Origin of the sequence: Pseudomonas sp. B13(2017) (assembly GCF_002113245.1) — a bacterium.
In the GTDB taxonomy this organism is placed as follows: domain Bacteria; phylum Pseudomonadota; class Gammaproteobacteria; order Pseudomonadales; family Pseudomonadaceae; genus Aquipseudomonas; species Aquipseudomonas putida_Z.
In genome coordinates, this window is the sequence record NZ_NEJX01000006.1 from 65,843 (window position 1) to 85,599 (window position 19,757).

Annotated in this window: 20 protein-coding genes and 1 tRNA gene; 7 read left to right on the plus strand and 14 right to left on the minus strand. The window is 57.6% G+C overall.

What is annotated here, in order from left to right:
* Nucleotides 1-81: 81 nt before the first annotated feature.
* Nucleotides 82-900, plus strand: coding sequence for a DUF6708 domain-containing protein (locus CAG44_RS10300; RefSeq protein ID WP_256573572.1), 819 nt, complete (start codon nt 82-84; stop codon nt 898-900).
* A gap of 226 nt (nt 901-1,126) precedes the next feature.
* Here CAG44_RS10300 and CAG44_RS10305 read toward each other — a convergent pair whose 3' ends face one another.
* Nucleotides 1,127-2,518 (minus strand): amino acid permease, encoded by a 1,392-nt coding sequence (locus CAG44_RS10305; protein ID WP_085692072.1) that lies wholly within the window; start codon nt 2,516-2,518, stop codon nt 1,127-1,129.
* 80 nt (nt 2,519-2,598) lie between these two features.
* Complete coding sequence (locus CAG44_RS10310; protein WP_025338554.1) at nt 2,599-3,423, minus strand: phytanoyl-CoA dioxygenase family protein; 825 nt, start codon at nt 3,421-3,423, stop codon at nt 2,599-2,601.
* Between the two features lie 137 nt (nt 3,424-3,560).
* Between CAG44_RS10310 and CAG44_RS10315 the strand changes: the two genes are divergently transcribed.
* The gene (locus CAG44_RS10315) at nt 3,561-4,469 is read left to right on the plus strand and encodes a LysR family transcriptional regulator (RefSeq protein WP_085663231.1); all 909 of its coding nucleotides are present in this window, start codon (nt 3,561-3,563) and stop codon (nt 4,467-4,469) included.
* 738 nt (nt 4,470-5,207) lie between these two features.
* Here CAG44_RS10315 and glsB read toward each other — a convergent pair.
* On the minus strand, nt 5,208-6,116 hold the full coding sequence (glsB, locus tag CAG44_RS10330; RefSeq protein WP_085592323.1) for a glutaminase B: 909 nt from the start codon (nt 6,114-6,116) through the stop codon (nt 5,208-5,210).
* 212 nt (nt 6,117-6,328) lie between these two features.
* On the opposite strand from glsB, the gene CAG44_RS10335 reads away from it, so the two are divergent.
* Both CAG44_RS10335 and CAG44_RS10340 read left to right on the plus strand, forming a co-directional pair.
* Entirely contained in the window at nt 6,329-7,366 is a 1,038-nt protein-coding gene (locus CAG44_RS10335) for a sensor domain-containing diguanylate cyclase (protein WP_085692074.1), read from the plus strand.
* A gap of 66 nt (nt 7,367-7,432) precedes the next feature.
* Nucleotides 7,433-8,236 (plus strand): hypothetical protein, encoded by an 804-nt coding sequence (locus tag CAG44_RS10340; protein ID WP_085692075.1) that lies wholly within the window; start codon nt 7,433-7,435, stop codon nt 8,234-8,236.
* A gap of 97 nt (nt 8,237-8,333) precedes the next feature.
* Here CAG44_RS10340 and CAG44_RS10345 read toward each other — a convergent pair whose 3' ends face one another.
* The gene (locus CAG44_RS10345; RefSeq protein WP_085692076.1) at nt 8,334-9,029 is read right to left on the minus strand and encodes an HD domain-containing protein; all 696 of its coding nucleotides are present in this window, start codon (nt 9,027-9,029) and stop codon (nt 8,334-8,336) included.
* A gap of 540 nt (nt 9,030-9,569) precedes the next feature.
* Between CAG44_RS10345 and CAG44_RS10350 the strand changes: the two genes are divergently transcribed.
* Both CAG44_RS10350 and CAG44_RS10355 read left to right on the plus strand, forming a co-directional pair.
* The gene (locus CAG44_RS10350) at nt 9,570-9,812 is read left to right on the plus strand and encodes a hypothetical protein (protein WP_025338548.1); all 243 of its coding nucleotides are present in this window, start codon (nt 9,570-9,572) and stop codon (nt 9,810-9,812) included.
* A gap of 163 nt (nt 9,813-9,975) precedes the next feature.
* Nucleotides 9,976-10,239: a DUF3077 domain-containing protein gene (locus tag CAG44_RS10355; RefSeq protein ID WP_003256566.1), complete on the plus strand. Its 264-nt coding sequence runs from the start codon at nt 9,976-9,978 to the stop codon at nt 10,237-10,239.
* Between the two features lie 98 nt (nt 10,240-10,337).
* Here CAG44_RS10355 and CAG44_RS10360 read toward each other — a convergent pair whose 3' ends face one another.
* Nucleotides 10,338-10,877, minus strand: a complete 540-nt coding sequence (locus CAG44_RS10360; protein WP_256575262.1) for a GNAT family N-acetyltransferase — start codon at nt 10,875-10,877, stop codon at nt 10,338-10,340.
* 271 nt (nt 10,878-11,148) lie between these two features.
* On the opposite strand from CAG44_RS10360, the gene CAG44_RS10365 reads away from it, so the two are divergent.
* Complete coding sequence (locus tag CAG44_RS10365) at nt 11,149-12,048, plus strand: HNH endonuclease (RefSeq protein ID WP_085692078.1); 900 nt, start codon at nt 11,149-11,151, stop codon at nt 12,046-12,048.
* A 183-nt stretch (nt 12,049-12,231) separates the two neighbouring features.
* Here the strand turns inward: CAG44_RS10365 and CAG44_RS10370 are convergent.
* The 9 genes from CAG44_RS10370 to thrS form a co-directional block, all read right to left on the minus strand.
* Nucleotides 12,232-12,308: transfer RNA gene (locus CAG44_RS10370), tRNA-Pro, on the minus strand.
* Between the two features lie 112 nt (nt 12,309-12,420).
* Nucleotides 12,421-12,777, minus strand: coding sequence for a MerR family transcriptional regulator (locus CAG44_RS10375; protein WP_003250681.1), 357 nt, complete (start codon nt 12,775-12,777; stop codon nt 12,421-12,423).
* Nucleotides 12,758-13,060, minus strand: a complete 303-nt coding sequence (gene ihfA, locus CAG44_RS10380) for an integration host factor subunit alpha (RefSeq protein WP_003250679.1) — start codon at nt 13,058-13,060, stop codon at nt 12,758-12,760. The genes CAG44_RS10375 and ihfA overlap by 20 nt, the downstream gene beginning before the upstream one ends.
* 4 nt (nt 13,061-13,064) lie before the next feature.
* Nucleotides 13,065-15,446 (minus strand): phenylalanine--tRNA ligase subunit beta, encoded by a 2,382-nt coding sequence (gene pheT, locus CAG44_RS10385; protein ID WP_085692079.1) that lies wholly within the window; start codon nt 15,444-15,446, stop codon nt 13,065-13,067.
* Between the two features lie 31 nt (nt 15,447-15,477).
* Nucleotides 15,478-16,494, minus strand: a complete 1,017-nt coding sequence (pheS, locus tag CAG44_RS10390; RefSeq protein WP_013972006.1) for a phenylalanine--tRNA ligase subunit alpha — start codon at nt 16,492-16,494, stop codon at nt 15,478-15,480.
* 109 nt (nt 16,495-16,603) lie between these two features.
* Nucleotides 16,604-16,960 (minus strand): 50S ribosomal protein L20, encoded by a 357-nt coding sequence (gene rplT / locus CAG44_RS10395; protein WP_003250671.1) that lies wholly within the window; start codon nt 16,958-16,960, stop codon nt 16,604-16,606.
* 27 nt (nt 16,961-16,987) lie between these two features.
* On the minus strand, nt 16,988-17,182 hold the full coding sequence (rpmI, locus tag CAG44_RS10400; RefSeq protein ID WP_003250667.1) for a 50S ribosomal protein L35: 195 nt from the start codon (nt 17,180-17,182) through the stop codon (nt 16,988-16,990).
* Nucleotides 17,183-17,243: 61 nt separating this feature from the next.
* Nucleotides 17,244-17,795, minus strand: a complete 552-nt coding sequence (gene infC / locus CAG44_RS10405; RefSeq protein WP_013972005.1) for a translation initiation factor IF-3 — start codon at nt 17,793-17,795, stop codon at nt 17,244-17,246.
* Nucleotides 17,795-19,717 (minus strand): threonine--tRNA ligase, encoded by a 1,923-nt coding sequence (thrS, locus tag CAG44_RS10410; RefSeq protein WP_013972004.1) that lies wholly within the window; start codon nt 19,715-19,717, stop codon nt 17,795-17,797. Before thrS ends, infC begins: the two co-directional genes overlap by 1 nt.
* Between the last annotated feature and the right edge of the window lie 40 nt (nt 19,718-19,757).

The window sequence follows — 19,757 nt, forward strand, 5'->3', positions numbered from 1 at the left end:
CAGGCTGCTCCCCGCTCTGCTTGCCATCATCAGCCAGGCCATCATCGTCCTACCCATCACTGTTTCCACGGAACTGAATGCATGAAAGGAAAGAGAAAGATGCTACCTACCCGAGGGATGGGCTGGAAGTATGATCTTCCTCCGCATGATATTGCACCCGCGCAGCGCGAGGTGTGTTTGGCATCTAATTTAAAGATCGATCGGGCTGGACATATATTTATCGAGTTCCCACGGTCGTCGGTCAGTGTGCGGGGGATATCTTTTTTCGGAGGCTTGATTATTTTAATTTACACCATGGTGTTTATCGTGCCAGACATCATCACTTCCCTCCTTGACGAATGGCAATCGGGAATTGAAATCACGACCATAGGCATCATGATTATAATTCTTTCAACCTGGGCCTTTTTTCCATTGTTTCGTATGGACCTACGACTTCCTCGCGATGAACCCATACGCTTCAATAGAGCACGTCAAAAAGTCTATTTTTACGAGTACAGATTTGATCGTCTATACCCCTTCGGCAGCAAGGGTTGGGGGGTAAAACCTGTGGCCTATGACTGGGCCGACCTAACTGCCGAGGTTTACAGGGTATACGCCCCAATGGGCTACGGCGGCCTCATTGAAAATGTAATGATATCGGTTCGTAAAACAGGCACCGAGGAAGTCATCGACCGCCTGTTCCTGTGTGACGACATAGAGCAAGGCAAGCAGTATTGGGCACTGGCACGTTTGTACATGCAAAGTGGCTATGACGCTCTTCCTGACTCTCTACGCCCTTTTCAGGGTCAGAAGGTTGGCAATGGTCTGAACCCCATGCAATACCTCGCCCCCAAGGTCCGATGGCCAGAGGAAATCGACCTTGAGTCGCGCAGCGCACCGACAACGGATGAAGTCGTCTAAAACCTTAGCGCGAAATGCTGAGGGCCCTGCAAGCACCCTGACTGCAAACCAGACACGGCGTTGGATTGTTCGCGGTTAAACCCGCCCCCACAGGATCACCACAGCCTTCAAGACAGCTGCAGTACAGGTGGGAGCGGGCATGCCCGCGAACACCGGCGTAGCCGGTGCCAGCCACCGCGTTGGATTCTTCGCGGGCAAGCCCGCTCCCACAGTTTGGTTCAATGCCTCAAGCGCTGGCCGACACATGACGTGGAGCACGCACACCCCACAACCAGTAAGCCAGGGATAGCAGCACCAACCAGCCAACCCCGACATACATGGCTGTGCGGCTGGCCGGGAACCAACCGAGCACGCCAAAAATGAACACCATGAAAGCAATCGCGCAAGCTGGCCCCACCGGCCACAGCGGCACACGATAATCCAGTGCAGCCGCCTCCTCCTTGCTCATGCCGCGCCGCATGGCCACTTGAGAAAGCAGAATCATCAACCAGACCCAGACAATGGAGAACGTGACCACCGCCGCAAGAACCAGGAACAAGTCTTCCGGCACCAGGTAGTTCAATACCACGCCCAGAAGCAGCGCGACGCCCATCACCGCAACCGTCATCCACGGCACACCGAAACGCGACAACGATGCAAAACCGGCTGGCGCCTGGCCGTCCTGAGCCATTCCGTACATCATCCGCCCAGCACTGAAGATATCGCTATTGATTGCCGAAACAGCAGCTGAAATCACCACGATGTTCAACACGGTGGCGGCTGAACTGATGCCAAGACCACTGAAGATCTGCACGAACGGGCTACCGTGGCTGCCAATGCTGGTCCAAGGGTAAATGGCCATGAGTACGAACAGGGTAAGAATGTAGAACAGCAGGATGCGCAGAGGCACCGAGTTGATAGCCTTGGGCAGCACGCGCTTCGGGTCCCTTGCCTCGCCTGCAGTGATGCCGATCATTTCGACCCCGCCAAAGGCGAACATCACGACAGTGAAGGAAGCGATCATCCCACTGACGCCATTAGGGAAGAACCCGCCGTGGCTCCACAGATTCGAGATTCCGGCAACCGTGCCTGCCTCGTCATTCAACTGGATACCCAGCAGCAGCACAGCCGCGCCTGCCACAATCATGGCAACGATCGCGGTCACCTTCAGCAACGACAGCCAGAACTCCATCTCCCCGAACACTTTCACGCTGCACAGGTTCAGCGCCCCGATAAAGAACACTATCCCAAGCACCCAGATCCAGGCAGGTGTTTCAGGGAACCACAGCCCCATGTAAACGCCAAAGGCCGTCACGTCTGCCAGGCAAACCACCAACATCGAGAACGCGTAGCTCCAACCTGTCAGAAAGCCAAAGTAACGCCCCAGATACTGGCTGGCATAGTGCCCGAACGAGCCTGACACCGGGTTATGAACCGCCATTTCGCCAAGGGCACGCATCATCATGTAAATGGCTGCGCCACCTATCAGATAGGCCAGCAAAACTGAAGGACCTGCCAACTTTATTGCCGATGCCGAGCCATAGAACAGCCCCGTACCGATAGCAGAACCTAACGCCATGAAACGAATATGCCGGGTAGAGAGACCCCGCTTCAACTGGTGTGAAGATTGAGCGCTCATAAATACCTTCTTGGTTTTATTATCAGGTCCGCACAACGCTAATGCCGTGCGGTTTTATCAGGCACGCAGTATTCCAATCATCAAGCCCTAGGCCACAGAACCGGAAACAGCTCGTGGTTCATTTGGGCACCGCTGGCGAGTTGCGTTTCGAGGCCGGGAAACTGTGGCGAGGTTTTCCACTGGCGCGGTGCGTGAGTAATGTCATCGCCCAGGAAACGTACCGAGAAGGCACGACGCCGACGATTGCCCCCGACACCGCCAGAGGCGTGCAAGGTGAGCATGTGGAAGAACACCGCATCGCCTGGGGAGAGCTCCCAGCCGAGGATGTTCCAGGCGCTGCGATCGGCTTCGATATCCGGCAAGTCTGCAAGGCTGCCTTCCGGAAACCATTGCGCCTGGCTGTCGAGGAAGCTGCGCGGCATCAGCCATGGCCCAAGGTGCGAGCCCCCTACGAATTCAAGGGTGGATTCTCTCGAGACCGGGTCGACTGGCATCCACATGCTGCAGTTCTGCCGCCCGTCGATGTTGTAGTACGGCTGGTCCTGATGCCAGGGCGTTCGCTGGCGCGTGTTCGGCTCCTTGACCAGCAGGTGATCGTGATAAAGCCGGGCTGTCTCACTGTTCATGAGTTGCGCTGCAACACTACCTACCCTGCTTTCGAAGATGAACTGGCGATAGGCCGAAATATCCCCCCAATTACAGAAGTCTTCGAAGAACCAACCCGGGTCATCAGGGCGGCTTGCCACTTTAGCGCGCTCGCTTGGGGCTTTCAGGTTCTGTTCGATGCCGGTTTCGAGCAGTGCAACTTCTTCCGGCGTGAACAAATTACGTACGCAGACGGCACCATCACGCTGAAAAGCCTCGATGGTTTCGTCACTCAGTTGAAATTCGGCGGACTGTTTCATAAGCACCCTTTGGTCTTTTTATTGGGCAACAGCACCACTGCCAGTTTTCGAGCGGAATAAGCAAGGTGCACCGCGAGTATTGCGTTTCAGCCACAATAGGAAAAGAATATATTTCCTAATCCCGAGTATAGGAAAAGATGATAGGGTTCTCGTTCAGGCAGCTCGAGTACTTCGTCGCCGTGGCCGAACACGGCAGCATCAGCGCTGCGGCCAGAGCCCGGCACGTTTCACAGCCATCGGTTTCGGTAGCGATCGCCCAGCTGGAAGAGGCGCTGAACGAGCGGCTGTTCCGGCGCCAGGTGAGCCGCGGGCTGGAGCTGACGTCAGCGGGCACGCGTTTATTGGCCCAGGCACGCGATATCATCGGCATGGCAATTGCCATGAATCAGAACGCGGATACCACGCGCGGCTCGCTTCGCGGCAACCTGTCGCTCATCTGCTTCCAAGACTTGGGCCCCTATTACGCGCCGCGGCTGCTATCGAGTTTTCGCAAGCAGTATCCCGATGTCGAAGTAACGCTTTTCGAGACTGACCTGGCAGGCGTACACCGCCACTTGAGCGCCGGTAAAGCCGAGCTCGCGCTGACTTATGACATTGGCCTTGATCCCTTGCTGCCGCGCCAGGTACTGGCTGAGTTGAAGCCCTACGCACTGATTGCCACTGACCACCGCCTAGCCCACCTGGCCGAGATACCACTGCATGAGCTGGCGCAAGAGTGTTTGATTCTTGAGGACATCGCACAAACGCGTGAGTATTTTCTTTCACTGTTTTGGGCGCACAACCTGCAACCGCGAACTCAGCAATACACCCAAACCTTCGAGATGCAACGGGGCCTCGTCGCGCATGGCTACGGGGTTGCCCTGTCATGCACCCGGCCCGCCGGGGACCACTGCTATGACGGTACACCGCTGCTATGCCGGCCATTACTGGAAGAGGTATCACCGCAAAAAGTGGTGCTGGCCCAATCAGGCGCGATGCACCCATCGCCGGTGGCGGAGGCGTTCAAGGGCTGGGTTGCTCGGGAGATAGCTGGTGGGGGGGCCTGAGTTCGTTCACTCAAGAAAGCTCCACTGTAGGAGCGGGCATGCCCGCGAACACCGGCACAGCCGGTGCCATGCACCGCGTCGCATTCTTCGCGGGTAAACCCGCTCCCACAGGCTCACCACAGCCTTCAACGCAGCCGCAGTACCTGTGGGAGCGGGCATGCCCGCGAACACCGGCGCAGCCGGTGCCATACACCGCGTCGCATTCTTCGCGGGCACGCCCGCCCCCACAGGATCACCACAGCCTTCAACGCAGCCGCAGTACCTGTGGGAGCGGGCATGCCCGCGAACACCGGCACAGCCGGTGCCATACACCGCGTTGCATTCTTCGCGGGTAAACCCGCTCCCACAGGCTCACCACAACCTTCAACGCAACCACAGTACCTGTGGGAGCGGGCATGCCCGCGAACACCGGCACAGCCGGTGCCATGCACCGCGCTGGATTCTTCGCGGGCACGCCCGCTCCCACAAGATCACCACAGCCTTCAAGGCAGCCGCAGTACCTGTGGGAGCGGGTTCACCCGCGAACACCGGCGCAGCCGGTGCCATGCACCGCGTCGCATTCTTCGCGGGCACGCCCGCTCCCACAGGATCACCACAACCCTCAACGCAGCCACAGTACCTGTGGGAGCGGGTTCACCCGCGAACACCGGCGCAGCCGGTGCCATACACCGCGTTGGATTCTTCACAGGTAAGTCAAACCGCCACACCGCCGCGTCGCACAACAAGCGAGCCCGCCAATCAGAACACCGACCACCCAATCCGCGAGCTCAGCAACTCAAGCGCCGCCATCCCGGCCAGCGAGTTACCCGCCGCATTCAACTCCGGCGACCACACGCACACGGTGAATTGCCCCGGCACGATCGCCACAATCCCGCCCCCCACGCCACTCTTGCCTGGCAACCCCACCCGATAGGCGAAATTCCCTGCTTCGTCATACAGCCCGCTAGTGGCCATGATCGAGTTCACCTGCTGGGTCTGGCGCCGGGTCAGAATCTGCTCACCGCTGTGCTTGCAGAACCCATCATTGGCCAGGAAACAGAACGCCCGAGCCAGATCCAGGCAGTTCATTTGCAGCGCACAGTAACTGAAATAGCTGCGCAGCACCGTCTCCACCTCGTTATGGAAGTTGCCGAACGACTGCATCAGGTAGGCCATGGCCGCATTGCGCGCGCGGAATTGATACTCCGAATCGGCAACGCGAGCATCGATCGAGATGTGCGGATTGCCCGATAGCCGCCGCACAAAATCGCGCATCGACAAAGTGGGTGCAGCAAAGCGCGACTGGTTGATATCGCAGATCACCAACGCCCCCGCATTGATAAAAGGATTACGCGGCCGACCACGCTCGAACTCCAGCTGCACCAGCGAGTTGAACGGCTGGCCGGAAGGCTCATGGCCAAGCCGCTCCCAAATGGCTTCCCCCGAATGCCCAATCGCCTGCACCAGGCTGAACACCTTGGAAATACTCTGCACCGAGAACGGCACCAGGGCGTCGCCTGCGCAGTAATAGCTGCCATCGTTGCCATAGACCGCGATGCCCAGCTGGTTCGCCGGCACATCGGCCAGCGCAGGAATGTAGTCAGCTACTTTGCCCTTGCCGATCAAGGGACGTACTTCTTCGAGAATCTCGTTCAACAGCGTTTGCATGAAAGGCCCTGTATCAGTCCCCAGACGACGGCGAAGGGGTAGCAATCTTGACGATTATCGAGCGAAAGAAATCACACTCTCGGTAAGAAATGGCCAGACGCACCTGCAGTCCAAGGCTCCACGCTATAACCTATGCTGTGCTTGTTTCGACGGTATAGAGAACGCGCCCCGCCAAGTGCAAAAGCAGCCAACCAGGGAATGGAGGACCAACGATGCCAGCTTGCCCTTTACCCGCAGACGAAAAGCTTCGCCAGCGCACGCTCGATGACATGAACCTGGTCGATACACCAGCCGAGCATTACCTTGATACCCTGGTGCGGCTTACCCAGGACCTGGCGCATGTGGACACTGTGCTTATCAGCCTGATCGACCAGGACCGACAGTGGTTCAAGGCCCGCATAGGGCTTGAGGCAAGCGAGACGACGCGCAGTATTTCCTTTTGCGGCTACGCCATTCTCGGCGAGGGTACCCTGATGGTGCCCGACGCCAAGTGCGACGGGCGATTCATCGACAACCCGCTGGTGCTCAACCCGCCCTACATCCGCTTTTACGCCGGCCACCCCTTGCGCGCCGGCAACGGCAAAGCCATCGGCACGCTGTGCATGTTCGATCCCCACCCGCGCGTGCTCAGCGAGGCTCAACAAGCGAATTTCAGGGACCTGGCCACGCTTGCCGAGGGATATCTGCAACTGCGTACCTTGGCGCAGGTGAACCGCGATCTGCGGCTTGAAATGGATCGCGAGCAGCGCAAAGCCCTGCTCGACCCTTTGACGCAGCTATGGAACCGCGGCGCGCTGTCGGCGTTTGAAGACCATGAACGGCGATTGGCAGAGTTGAACGGCTTACAACTGGGTGCGGTTTATGCCGACCTGGATCACTTCAAATCCATCAACGACAAGTACGGCCATGGCGGCGGTGACAAGGTGCTTTGCGAATCTGCCCGCCGCCTGCGCGCAGCACTTCGCCCCGATGACCTGCTGGTGCGCCATGGGGGTGAGGAGTTCGTCGCTATTTTGCATGTTAAAGACAGCGAAGAACTGACGCGGATTGCTGAGCGGATTCGCGAACAGGTGGGTGCCAGCCCTATGCAGTTGCCCTGTGGTCAGTTGAAGGTAACCCTGAGCATAGGGTGCACCCTGTTCGCCGGGGGTGAAACGCTGGATGACGCACTGGAACGCGCTGACAAGGGGCTCTATACCGCCAAACAGAATGGGCGTGATCGGGTTGTGTACGTGACGCCCCCCTTCTGAGACAGGCATAATCCAGGCCATATCATCGTTAGCCAGCGAAATTGGATTATAAAAACAGGAGTTTTGATGCAGTCGATCTGGGATTTGATGACTAATGCCCATATGGAGGCCTGGGTCTGGGGACCGCTTATGGGTGCCATCGTGGCTATGATGTTTGCTGGTTTTAGCGGTCCACTCAAAGACGGAACGCCCTTAACGGTCAATCAGACTACGAACGTATTCGTAACCAACAACATTGTTATCAAAAACAACGGAAATATAAGCGCCCGAGACAACGGCGGGGCCGGCGCCATCCTCTTTGCGCTAGCTATCGCGACACTGTATCTTGCATGGAAGTATGTTGTTTATTCAGAACACATTCACTACACACTTAACATCTTCATTACAAGTGTACTTGCCTTCAGCATTACAACGGCCATCACATCCGCCATTAAGGGCCAATTTACTTCAAGCTCGTGGATACTCTACATATTAACCCCCATAGTTGCACTAGGCTTAAACTATAGCTTCTTGGCCATAGCAGCGAATGCTTTAGACCCAGCGTTACCGGCACTGGCTAGAGAGACAACAGCTGCTGACTTTTACCTGAACCGACTATCTGAATACTGGCGGGCGGTCGTACTCTATCAGATGCTCGGCATAGCTCTAATATTCTTCACCACGCTTTGTTCCGCGATCGTACTGATCCACTATTTAGCACTTATGAACCAGCGTAGCTCGGGAGCCGCACAGCCGTTTTGGATATGGGTAACGAGAACGACTCTTTTTGTTTCCGGAAAAGGCTGGCTAGTAATCATGACTGCATTTATTGCTATGACATATGTACTAGTCGAGCCCAGCTGCCTGCCTGCTTGGACTACCTCGCCCTGAAATTATCTAGTGGATGGGATGTTGTGTTCAGATAAACACCCATCCGAAACAACCTATCTTATTTTCAAGCATCTCGGCGGTAAAACCCCTACCCCTCTCATACCCTGGTGTTGTCTCTTGCAATACTAGGGTCGTCAGTAGGTATCGCCAAGATTTCATCCATGAAATGCGTGAGGTACATTTCAAGCCGAGCATGGCGTTCAGCCGCAAGGCGAGCCCCTTCAGTAGTTTTAAAGCCTGATGCGAGTTTGAGCAATTTGGTATAGAAGTGCTCAACCGCATACGTCGTATCCTCATACTCCCTGCCTTGCGCCGCGGGGTTCTCGAAATCGTAAAGCGCCGACCCCATTCGCCCGGAAACGTAAAAACACCGGGCGATACCCACTGCACCTATGGCGTCCAAGCGATCACTATCCTGAAGAATCCTGGCCTCAAGGGTGAGTGGTTCGAAGCCAGCCGAGTAGCTGTGGGTTTTGACTGCATGCGCCACCTGCTCGATGCGCTGCAAGGGCCAGCCCATATCAGCCAGGATTGACGCCGCCCTTTGTGCGGACAGCGTTGACGCCTGCCCACGCAAGGGCGAATTCTTTTCTACCGCGACACAATCATGCAGCACAGTCGCTGCAAGCAGCACTTCCAGGTCGCCGCCTTCTACGCGCTGTATCCGTTGTGCGTTGACCCATACGCGATGGATGTGGGACAGGTCGTGGGAGCCATCTGGCTGCTCAGCCGGTAGATACTTCAGCAGGTCAGCGGCAAAGCGCTGGAAAGGGGCAAAAGCTTCGATAGTCATCTTCGGTGCATTCCATGGGCTGTGACTTGGCGTCCGTTGTCAGGGGTTGGCCCGTGACCTGCCTTGGTCCAGATGTGAGCGGGTCAGTTTCAAGGCTTGAGTGGCGAAAGTCCATGCTGGACCGTTGGTTGGTATCGCGACATAACTGGATACAGGAATTCGTGAGTGGAAATCTATTTGAGAGCCGCAAGCCGTTAACAGAGCAGCCGGCGTTGCATGCTGTGAAGGTGAATGGGCAAAAAAAGTCAGAATTAACCCCTTCCTTGTAGGCCATTTCCCAAAGATACTCCCTGCGCCTGTTTTTCGTTGCACATGACCAACGTGGATTTTAGTCTCGGCTCGTCGCTGCCAATTCAGCGACCGGTTTTGACGGACCGATGACGCTGTCCTCATGTGCACACTTTTATGGTGGCTGTACGTGCGGGCACCCTGTGGTGCGCCGAGTGCCAACGTCTCGGTCCGTCAACCCGCGTACAGCTACCACCCCATTGCTTGACGGCATGGCCGTGGTAGTTCCTCCTTCTACGTTGGAGATTCACCATGCTCAAGATCGTTCCAGATCCTCCCCACAAGACTCTCTGCCTTGAAGACACCCTGATCCAAGCCACGGACTACGCACTATGCGCGGCGACCGTTGTGCATCAGGCAATGCTGCTGCAGCCCAAATCGCCTGCGTCGATTTTGATGATGACCTCGATGCATGAACTGGAGACGCTGCGAGCTTTGCTTGAGTCCGCACTGATCCAGGTGCAGATGCCCACTGAGCCTAGGACTTTGCACTAAGGCTTCATTTATGTCGCCTGGGCTGCCCCTATCGCCAGCAAGCAAGGCTCCCACATGGATCTAAGCTGCCCCACAAATCTCGAGACCTATGCAGTATTTGTGGGAGCTGGCTTGCCGGCGATGAGGCCAGACCAGGCACCAGAGATTTCGGGGAGATTGAACAATGACCACAGAAGAAACCAAATTCACCGTCGGCAAAACCACCTTCTACCAAGGCGAAAACCAGACCCATCCGTTGTTCCGGATCGAAGCCGGTATCCCCTGCCAGAGCGCCCGCGAACAAGCCTCGGAGCTTATGGGCTACGCACGGGATATGACCCTGGACGGCTTGATGGAAGACAAACCCCAGTTGATCTGGGCTTCGCATTACCTCTGCGCATTGGCTAAGGCGCTGATGGATGATGCCGAGCTGGGCATGATGCGCTGAAGCGCCTACTCGTTACTCAGAGCCGCCTTCAGAAATCTCTGAAGGCTTTGCTCCTGCCGAAACCATGCGACTATAAATCCTCGCTTCACCGCCCGACTTTACAACACAGCCCAGAAGCTATCCGGGCTATCAGTACCAGAGCGTAAACCTAGGTTCAGTTCCATCGACTGAGAGCTCAAAGAACCTTGGCGCAAAGGTTCCGGCAAGCCGATGTCACAAAACCCGTTTGACCTATAAAGGCGCATCGCCGGAGTATCTGCGATCGTCACGCCCAAGCGTATACGTTGCGCCCCTCGACCTTCAGCCCAAGCAATAGCTCTTGCCAGCAGAGCCCGACCGGCTCCAACACCACGCGAGACAGGGTCCACCCACATCTGAAAAACCTCGACGACTCCGGGCTCAGCTTCTGATAATTTGCACCAAACCAAGCCACAAGGCTCGGCGTGCTGAAAAGCCAAAAAAGCCTGTGCGCTGGTGGAGGTTGTTACAGCTGAGACACGGGCTTCCCAATCATCGTCGCTTCGAGTTGCCTCACGCTCGTAGGTACTGGCGAACGCATCCGGTGACTCTCGCAGTGCCCGCAAACGCAGACTCCGATAAAGCCCCCATTCATGTGCGGCTATGGGGCGAACAAACACGATGGCACCTCCAATTGATTTCCTACCGTCAGGCAGGGAGCGGACTTGTAGAGGCTACGCTCCTCTCACTTTCTAGTAAGCCCTTCTCCCTACCGTAGCCCATCCATTCTGGCTCAAGCCCGCCCGCACACCTTTCCAACGATCCTCAAAGTCCTAAACCAATGCGACACAACGAGAACAGCGATTCTTCATGCGTTGTAGGAAATTTCCTTTCACGCCGTAGGAACTCGCGCTAGAGTCGCCAGCGACAGACCAGCACTTAGGACGCGAGATGCAATTTTTTTGGGTAAACCTGGGCGCAACTCACAAGGAAGCCAAAAACGGTCAATTTTTATGGGCTCCTCGTAGTTCACGATCCAAGCATGGAAAGGAGCAATTCCGGACTCACTGGGATAACGTCGCCAAAGTCCAAACCGGAGATTTGATTTTCTGTTATCACGACAACTACATCCGGGGTATTGCGACAGCTCGGGGTATATCCTATATCGCTGAACGCCCTCCTCGGCCGTCATTTAAGGAATGGCAGAACGAAGGGCATCGCGTAGATATTAGCTACAACGAGTTAAAGCGCCCGATGCGCAGTGATGATATTGCCGAAATCTACATGGCACGATTCGACACTCGCACTGAACCTCGACTCTTCAACAGTGCGAGCGGTATAAACCAGATCTACATGGCTTCACTGCCCGCCGATGCCGGCCAATTCCTGCTCGAACAAGCTGGAATTTTTGTCGACTATGAGGATCGCATAATTGATTCCGGCTCGCCTCAAAAGGTAAGTAGTACAACAAGAATGGCACTGATCGAAGCCAGGGTTGGTCAAGGGGCATTCCGTTCTGGATTACTAAGTCGCTGGAACAGCAAGTGCGCCCTCACTGGGCTGCAAAATCCAAGTCTGTTGGTTGCCTCTCATATCCACGCATGGAGCCTAGCCAATAACGCCGAACGTCTAGATACAGACAACGGCCTGCTTCTGGCTGCGCACATTGATCGCCTGTTTGATTCTGGATTAATTTCATTTTCGCAAAATGGTGATGTTCTTATCAGCGATAAGCTAAAGGAACAGGAGCGCTACATTTTACGATTAGACGAATTCACAAAAATCGGTCAATTGAGCGATGGTAATCGCAGGTATCTTGCTAAGCATCGGGAACGGTTTAGCTTCAGCTGAGTGAGGCTTATTAGGCGGAAGATCTCAAACGAGTATCGTAGGGGACCGCTGCCTCCCATGGGATCTGGGGCACGATAGCTGTCCCTTCGGGGTATTGCCTGGTACAAGCGTCTCGCGCAAAGCTAGTTTCACAGCCAACAAAAAAGCCCAATCGTCACCGACTGGGCTTTTTCGTTTCAATAATGGTCGGGACGGAGTGATTCGAACACTCGACCCCTTGCACCCCATGCAAGTGCGCTACCGGGCTGCGCTACGCCCCGACTGGGCTTTGAAGCATGTTCTCAATCCTACCGAGAACGTTGAAGAATTTACCCTAACCTCCTGATAAATGAAAGCTTTTTCTCAAAAAATTTCCACTCATCAAAAACCAGGTCACTTCTTCAACACCACCAACACATCCTCCAACTCGACAATCATCTGCCGAATCAGCTGCTTGTACTGGCTCGACTCATCCTTGGCCTCATCACTGGAGAGCCTCAACCGAGCCCCACCAATAGTGAACCCCTGGTCATAAAGCAGCGCACGAATCTGGCGAATCATCAGCACATCCTGCCGCTGATAATACCGCCGGTTCCCCCGCCGCTTCACGGGATTGAGCTGATCGAACTCCTGCTCCCAATACCGCAGCACGTGCGGTTTTACCGCACAAAGCTCACTCACTTCACCAATGGTGAAGTACCTTTTGCCCGGTATGGGGGGCAGTTCGTCGTTATGGCTTGGTTCCAGCATAGGCCTCAACCCGGGCCTTCAACTTCTGCCCTGGACGAAAGGTGACGACGCGCCGTGCGGTGATCGGGATTTCTTCCCCTGTCTTGGGGTTGCGGCCCGGCCGCTGGCGTTTGTCGCGAAGGTCGAAGTTGCCGAAACCGGACAGCTTGACCTGCTCGTTCTCTTCAAGTGCGTGCCGAATTTCTTCAAAAAACAGCTCGACCAGCTCCTTGGCCTCACGCTTGTTAAGCCCCAGCTCCTCGTACAGCCTTTCGGCCATCTCAGCTTTCGTCAGAGCACCCATGCCGTTATTTCCTTAACGTGGTGTTCAACCTTTGTTCGAGCGAGGTGAGGATGTTTTGCAGTGCGGCATTCACCTCATCGTCGTTAAGAGTGCGCGATGGATGCTGCCAGGTCAAGCCGACGGCAAGGCTTTTTCTATCAGGATCAATGCCTTTACCTTGGTAGACATCAAACAGCCTGAGGTCTGTGAGCCATTCGCCTGCATTGTCACGAATTACTTCAAGCACCGAGCTAGAAGCTACATCACGTCCTGCGATCAAAGCCAGGTCGCGGCGGGTTTCCGGGAACTTGGACAGCTCGCTGAATTTCGGCAGGCGGCCTTCGACCACGTCGCCCAGCACCAGCTCGAACAGGAACACCGGGCGGTCCAGATCCAGGGCTTTTGCCAGCTCTGGGTGGATGGCGCCGAGGTAGCCGACCAGCTTGCCGTCACGCTCGATGGCGGCGGTCTGGCCTGGGTGCAGGGCTGGGTGCTTGCCGGCGCTGAAGGTGAAGTCGCTCAGGGCGCCGGAGTAGCCCAGCAGGGCTTCCACGTCGGCCTTGACGTCGAAGAAGTCGACGCCGTCGCGGCCGTTGGCCCAGCCTTCTGGCAGGCGGCTGCCGGTGACAACGCCAGCGATCATCGGCTGCTGCTTCAGGTCGCCGAGCTGGCCGACGAAGCGCAGGCCGCTTTCGAACAGGCGCACGCGGTCTTGCTGGCGGTTCAGGTTGTGCTGCAGTGCCTTGACCAGGCCCGGCCACAGGGACGCGCGCATGGCGGCCATGTCGCTGGAGATGGGGTTGGCCAGCAGCAGCGGCTCTACGCCCGGGCTGAACAGTTCGAACAGTTTCGGGTCGATGAAGCTGTAGGTGATGGCTTCCTGGTAGCCGCGGGCAACCAGCAGGCGGCGCAGGGTCGGCAGGTCACCGCGGGTTTCCGGCTTGCCCTGGGGGGCCAGGCGGGCTTGCGGGTAGCGAACCGGCAGGTTGTTGTAGCCGTACAGGCGGGCCAGCTCTTCGATCAGGTCCACTTCCAGGCTGATGTCGAAGCGGTGGCTTGGGACGTTGACGGTCCACTGCCCTTCTTCGGTCTTGGTAGTGGTCAGTTCCAAGGCGTTGAGCAGCTGCTCGACCTGGGCTGGGTCCATTTCCATGCCGAGCATCTGGGTGATGCGTTCGGCGCGCAGGGTGACCGGGGCCACTTGCGGCAGGTGCTGCTCGCTGACGGCTTCGACGACCGGGCCGGCTTCGCCGCCGACGATGTCCAGCAGCAGCTGGGTGGCGCGCTCGATGGCTTCGCGGGCCAGCTGCGAGTCTACGCCGCGCTCGTAGCGGTGCGAGGCGTCGGTGTGCAGGCCGTAGGAACGGGCTTTACCGGCGACGGAGATCGGCTCGAAGAAGGCGCTTTCGAGGAACAGGTCGCGGGTTTTTTCGGTGTTCACACCGCTGTGCTCACCACCCATGACGCCGGCAATGGCCAGGGCGCGGGTGTGGTCGGCGATTACCAGGGTGTCGGCGCGCAGGGCAACTTCCTGGCCGTCGAGCAGGACGAGCTTCTCGCCCTCTTCGGCCATGCGTACGCGGATGCCGCCGTTGATTTCTGCCAGGTCGAAGGCGTGCATCGGCTGGCCGAGTTCGAGCATCACGTAGTTGGTGACGTCGACGGCGGCGTCGATGCTGCGCACGTCGCTGCGGCGCAGGCGTTCGACCATCCACAGTGGGGTCGGCTTGCTCAGGTCGACGTTGCGGATGACGCGACCCAGGTAGCGTGGGCAGGCAGCCGGGGCGCTGACTTCGACCGGGCGCACTTCGTCGTGGGCTGCCGGTACGGCTGGCACTACCGGGCGGGTGACCGGGGTGTCGTACAGGGCGCTGACGTCGCGGGCGAGGCCGGCGATGGACAGGCAGTCGCCGCGGTTGGGGGTGAGGCCGATTTCGATGCTGGCGTCGTCCAGGCTCAGGTACTGGCGAATGTCTTCACCAACCGGGGCGTCGGCAGCCAGTTCCAGCAGGCCGTCGTTCTCTTCGCTGATCTGCAGCTCGGCAGCCGAGCACAGCATGCCGAAGGACTCGACGCCGCGCAGCTTGGCCTTCTTGATCTTGAAGTCGCCTGGCAGTTCGGCGCCGATCATGGCGAACGGGATCTTGATGCCTGGGCGGGCGTTAGGGGCGCCGCACACGACCTGGAAGGTTTCCTGGCCGTTGCTTACCTGGCACACGCGCAGCTTGTCGGCGTCCGGGTGTTGTTCGGTGGCGAGGATTTCGCCCACGACGATGCCGCTGAACTGGCCGGCAGCGGGGGTAACGCTGTCGACTTCGAGGCCGGCCATGGACAGGCGGGCGACCAGTTCGTCACGGGAGACTTGCGGGTTTACCCAACCGCGCAGCCACTGTTCACTGAATTTCATGCTGTTCTCCTAGAATGTGCGTCGATTGGGCCTAGCGGAATTGGGCAAGGAACCGCAGGTCGTTATCGAAGAACAGACGCAAATCGTTGACGCCGTAGCGCAGCATGGCCAGGCGCTCGGCGCCCATGCCGAAGGCGAAGCCCTGGAACTCTTCAGGGTCGATGCCGGACATGCGCAGCACGTTCGGGTGCACCATGCCGCAGCCCATCACTTCCAGCCAGCCGGTCTGCTTGCACACGCGGCAGCCTTTGCCGGAACACATCACGCACTGGATGTCGACTTCGGCGGACGGCTCGGTGAAGGGGAAGAACGATGGGCGGAAACGTACCGCCAGTTCTTTTTCGAAGAACACGCGCAGGAATTCTTCGATGGTGCCCTTGAGGTCGGCGAAGTTGATATCGCGATCGATCAGCAGGCCTTCGACCTGGTGGAACATCGGCGAGTGGGTGATATCCGAGTCGCAGCGGTATACGCGGCCCGGGCAGACAATGCGGATTGGCGGCTGGGTGGACTCCATGGTCCGCACCTGCACCGGCGAGGTGTGGGTGCGCAGCAGCATGTTGGCATTGAAGTAGAAGGTGTCGTGCATCGCCCGGGCCGGGTGGTGGCCTGGGATGTTGAGCGCTTCGAAGTTGTGGTAGTCGTCTTCCACCTCTGGGCCTTCGGCAATGCCGTAGCCGATGTGGGTGAAGAACTGCTCGATGCGCTCGAGTGTACGGGTGATCGGGTGCAGGCCACCGGTGGCCTGGCCGCGGCCTGGCAGGGTGACGTCAATGCATTCGGCAGCCAGGCGAGCGCTGAGCTCGGCTTCTTCGAAGGCGGCCTTGCGGGCATTGAGCACAACAGTGACGCGCTCTTTGGCGTCGTTGATCAGCGCGCCGACTTTCGGCCGCTCTTCGGCTGGCAGGTTGCCCAGGGTCTTCATCACCTGGGTCAGCTCGCCTTTCTTGCCGAGATAATTCACCCGGATCTGTTCCAGGGTATTGATGTCTTCAGCGCGCTCCACGGCCTCTAGGGCTTGGGAGACCAACGCATCCAGGTTTTCCATGTACAGACTCCAGATACGAAAATAGGGGAAGAGCTTTGAAGGCTCTTCCCCTATCGATGACGTTCAATGCCCGACGGCGCTAGCGCCGCCGGGTGATTGTCGCGGGTACTTAAGCCAGAACGGCTTTAGCTTTCTCGACAATCGCAGCAAACGCCGCTTTTTCGTTCACTGCCAGATCGGCCAGAACCTTACGGTCGATTTCGATCGAAGCCTTTTTCAGGCCAGCAATCAGACGGCTGTAGGACAGACCGTTGGTGCGGGCACCGGCGTTGATACGAGCGATCCACAGTGCGCGGAACTGACGCTTCTTCTGACGACGGTCACGGTAGGCATATTGACCTGCCTTGATGACAGCCTGCTTGGCAACGCGGAATACGCGCGAGCGTGCACCGTAGTAGCCTTTAGCCAGTTTCAGAATTTTCTTGTGACGCTTACGAGCGATGACGCCACGCTTAACACGAGCCATGAGTAACTTCCTCTATCTAAACCAGAATTAACGTACGCGCAGCATGCGCTCGACTTTTGCCACGTCAGACGGGTGCAGCAGGCTGGCACCGCGCAGTTGACGCTTACGCTTGGTCGACATTTTGGTCAGGATGTGGCTCTTGAAAGCGTGCTTGTGCTTGAAGCCGGAAGCGGTCTTCAGGAAGCGCTTCGCAGCACCGCTCTTGGTTTTCATTTTTGGCATGTTGGAACTCCGCATTCGATAAAATTACACAATAATCATCAGGCCTGCCGTGCCCGGGAGATTACTTCTTCTTTTTGGGGGCGATGACCATCATAAGCTGGCGTCCTTCCATCTTCGGATGCTGCTCAACGGAGCCGTATTCGGCGAGGTCGGCTTCGACCCGCTTCAACAGCTCCATGCCCAGCTCCTGGTGGGCCATCTCACGGCCGCGGAATCTCAGAGAGATCTTGGCCTTGTCCCCATCGGTAAGGAAACGTACCAGGTTGCGTAGTTTTACCTGGTAATCCCCTTCTTCCGTCCCTGGACGAAACTTGATTTCTTTGATCTGGATCTGCTTCTGGTTTTTCTTGGCTTCGTTGGCCTGCTTCTTCTTCTCGAAGAGGTGCTTGCCGTAGTCCATCACCTTGCAGACGGGCGGTTGCGCGTCTGCAGAGATTTCCACCAGATCCAGCTTCGCTTCATCAGCGATACGAAGCGCTTCATCAATCGAGACGATGCCAATCTGCTCGCCGTCAGCGCCAATTAACCGAACCTCGCGTGCCGAGATATTCTCGTTGATCGGGGCTTTCGGTGCAGTTCGTTTATCGTTTCTCATTTCACGCTTAATAGTCATTACTCCGATTCTAGGCGACCGCGCTGGGCAACAGCGCTGTTGAGCAGCTGCGTGAATTCAGCCACCGGCATGGAGCCGAGGTCTTTGCCTTCACGGGTGCGTACGGCGACGGTCTGCGTTTCGACTTCGCGATCCCCTATAACCAAAAGGTACGGGACCTTGAGCAAAGTATGCTCGCGGATTTTAAAGCCGATCTTCTCATTTCTCAAGTCCGACTTGGCACGGAAACCGCTACCGTTCAGGGTATTTTCCACCTCGAGGGCGAAATCGGCCTGCTTGTCGGTGATGTTCATGATCACGGCCTGGGTGGGGGCCAGCCAGGCCGGGAACACACCAGCGTAGTGCTCGATCAGCATGCCGATGAAGCGCTCGAACGAACCGAGGATGGCGCGGTGCAGCATGACCGGGCGAACTCGGCTGTTATCTTCGGCGATATAGCTGGCATCCAGGCGTTCTGGCAGGTTCGGGTCGTACTGCAGGGTACCGCACTGCCAGTTACGGCCGAGGCAGTCGCGCAGGGTGAACTCGATCTTCGGGCCGTAGAAGGCGCCCTCGCCCGGCTGGTATTCCCACTCCAGGCCCGATTCGTTCAAGGCGTCGGCCAGTGCGCCTTCGGCACGGTCCCACAGCTCTTCGGAACCCACGCGCTTGGCCGGGCGGGTCGACAGCTTCATGGCGATGTCGGTGAAGCCGAAGTCCTTGTACACGTCCAGGGTCAGCTTGATGAAGTCGGCGGCTTCTTTCTTCACCTGTTCTTCGGTGCAGAAGATGTGCGCGTCGTCCTGCACGAAGCCACGCACGCGCATGATGCCGTGCAGGGCGCCGGACGGCTCGTTACGGTGGCAGGCACCGAACTCGGCCAGGCGCAGCGGCAAGTCGCGGTAGCTCTTCAGGCCCTGGTTGAACACCTGCACGTGGCACGGGCAGTTCATCGGCTTGACCGCGTAGTCACGGCTCTCCGAAGAAGTGGTGAACATGTTCTCGGCGTAGTTGGACCAGTGGCCGGAACGTTCCCAGAGAATGCGGTCGACAACCTGCGGGGTCTTGATTTCCTGGTAGCCGTTGACGCGCTGGACCTGGCGCATGTACTGCTCGAGTACCTGGTACACGGTCCAGCCGTTGGCGTGCCAGAACACCATGCCCGGCGCTTCTTCCTGCAGGTGGAACAGGTCGAGCTGCTTGCCGATCTTGCGGTGGTCGCGTTTTTCGGCTTCTTCGATGCGCTGGATGTATGCCGCCAGCTGCTTCTTGTCGGCCCAGGCGGTGCCGTACACGCGTTGCAGCTGCTCGTTCTTGGCATCACCGCGCCAGTAGGCGCCGGACAGCTTGGTCAGCTTGAATGCCTTGAGGAAGCGGGTGTTCGGCACGTGCGGGCCACGGCACATGTCGACGTATTCTTCGTGGTAGTACAGGCCCATGGCCTGCTCGTCCGGCATGTCTTCGACCAGGCGCAGCTTGTAGTCTTCGCCACGAGCCTTGAACACGTCGATGACTTCGGCGCGCGGGGTCACCTTCTTGATGACGTCGTAGTCCTTGTCGATCAGCTCCATCATGCGCTTTTCGATGGCGGCCATGTCTTCAGGGGTGAAGGGGCGCTCGTAGGCGATGTCGTAGTAGAAGCCTTCATCGATGACCGGGCCGATCACCATCTTGGCGGTCGGGTACAGCTGTTTCACTGCGTGGCCGACCAGGTGGGCGCACGAGTGACGGATGATCTCCAGTCCCTCTTCATCTTTAGGGGTGATGATCTGCAGGGTGGCGTCGTTGCTGATCAGGTCGCAGGCATCGACCAGTTTGCCGTCGACCTTGCCGGCCACGGTGGCCTTGGCCAGGCCGGCGCCAATGGAGGCGGCGACTTCGGCTACGGATACGGCATGATCGAACGAACGTTGACTGCCATCGGGAAGAGTAATAACGGGCATGGCGCCTCCTCTCCTAGTGGTGACCCCTACCAAAGGTCAC

What these genes read in the sequence shown, in the direction of transcription:
- CAG44_RS10340 (WP_085692075.1), top strand. Translation starts at nt 7,433, where the DNA reads ATGCAGTCGATCTGGGATTTGATGACTAATGCCCATATGGAGGCCTGG.
- rpmI (WP_003250667.1), bottom strand. Translation starts at nt 17,182, where the DNA reads ATGCCAAAAATGAAAACCAAGAGCGGTGCTGCGAAGCGCTTCCTGAAG.
- ihfA (WP_003250679.1), bottom strand. Translation starts at nt 13,060, where the DNA reads ATGGGTGCTCTGACGAAAGCTGAGATGGCCGAAAGGCTGTACGAGGAG.
- CAG44_RS10310 (WP_025338554.1), bottom strand. Translation starts at nt 3,423, where the DNA reads ATGAAACAGTCCGCCGAATTTCAACTGAGTGACGAAACCATCGAGGCT.
- CAG44_RS10315 (WP_085663231.1), top strand. Translation starts at nt 3,561, where the DNA reads ATGATAGGGTTCTCGTTCAGGCAGCTCGAGTACTTCGTCGCCGTGGCC.
- thrS (WP_013972004.1), bottom strand. Translation starts at nt 19,717, where the DNA reads ATGCCCGTTATTACTCTTCCCGATGGCAGTCAACGTTCGTTCGATCAT.
- CAG44_RS10355 (WP_003256566.1), top strand. Translation starts at nt 9,976, where the DNA reads ATGACCACAGAAGAAACCAAATTCACCGTCGGCAAAACCACCTTCTAC.
- CAG44_RS10300 (WP_256573572.1), top strand. Translation starts at nt 82, where the DNA reads ATGAAAGGAAAGAGAAAGATGCTACCTACCCGAGGGATGGGCTGGAAG.
- CAG44_RS10335 (WP_085692074.1), top strand. Translation starts at nt 6,329, where the DNA reads ATGCCAGCTTGCCCTTTACCCGCAGACGAAAAGCTTCGCCAGCGCACG.
- pheT (WP_085692079.1), bottom strand. Translation starts at nt 15,446, where the DNA reads ATGAAATTCAGTGAACAGTGGCTGCGCGGTTGGGTAAACCCGCAAGTC.
- rplT (WP_003250671.1), bottom strand. Translation starts at nt 16,960, where the DNA reads ATGGCTCGTGTTAAGCGTGGCGTCATCGCTCGTAAGCGTCACAAGAAA.
- CAG44_RS10365 (WP_085692078.1), top strand. Translation starts at nt 11,149, where the DNA reads ATGCAATTTTTTTGGGTAAACCTGGGCGCAACTCACAAGGAAGCCAAA.
- pheS (WP_013972006.1), bottom strand. Translation starts at nt 16,494, where the DNA reads ATGGAAAACCTGGATGCGTTGGTCTCCCAAGCCCTAGAGGCCGTGGAG.
- CAG44_RS10305 (WP_085692072.1), bottom strand. Translation starts at nt 2,518, where the DNA reads ATGAGCGCTCAATCTTCACACCAGTTGAAGCGGGGTCTCTCTACCCGG.
- glsB (WP_085592323.1), bottom strand. Translation starts at nt 6,116, where the DNA reads ATGCAAACGCTGTTGAACGAGATTCTCGAAGAAGTACGTCCCTTGATC.
- infC (WP_013972005.1), bottom strand. Translation starts at nt 17,795, where the DNA reads ATGACTATTAAGCGTGAAATGAGAAACGATAAACGAACTGCACCGAAA.
- CAG44_RS10350 (WP_025338548.1), top strand. Translation starts at nt 9,570, where the DNA reads ATGCTCAAGATCGTTCCAGATCCTCCCCACAAGACTCTCTGCCTTGAA.
- CAG44_RS10375 (WP_003250681.1), bottom strand. Translation starts at nt 12,777, where the DNA reads ATGCTGGAACCAAGCCATAACGACGAACTGCCCCCCATACCGGGCAAA.
- CAG44_RS10345 (WP_085692076.1), bottom strand. Translation starts at nt 9,029, where the DNA reads ATGACTATCGAAGCTTTTGCCCCTTTCCAGCGCTTTGCCGCTGACCTG.